This window comes from Denitromonas iodatirespirans (assembly GCF_018524365.1).
GTDB lineage: Bacteria > Pseudomonadota > Gammaproteobacteria > Burkholderiales > Rhodocyclaceae > Nitrogeniibacter > Nitrogeniibacter iodatirespirans.
The window spans coordinates 1-211 of the sequence record NZ_JAEKFT010000199.1; the positions used below are offsets into that span (position 1 = coordinate 1).

A 211-nucleotide genomic window follows, 5' to 3' on the forward strand; every position below is an offset into this window, starting at 1 on the left:
CCGGTGGCCGGGTTGAAGCCGGTGAGCACGAGCGTGCCCTCGCCGGTGTTGATGCTGACCGGGGTGGTGCCCAGGGCACCCAGCTCGGCTTCGCTGACCACGGTGCCGCCGACCGTGAGGCTTTGCAGCCCGGCCGGGGCGCCGATGGTGAAGGCGCCGGGCATCGGGCCGTCGGTCTCGGCCACGGTGCGGTCGCCATCGGCTTGGCCCG

Annotated in this window: 1 protein-coding gene; it reads right to left on the reverse strand. The window is 74.4% G+C overall.

Annotation, left to right across the window (positions count from 1 at the left end; genetic code table 11):
• The coding region (locus I8J34_RS24550) for a hypothetical protein (RefSeq protein WP_214364236.1) at positions 1–211 on the reverse strand (211 nt) is incomplete at both ends.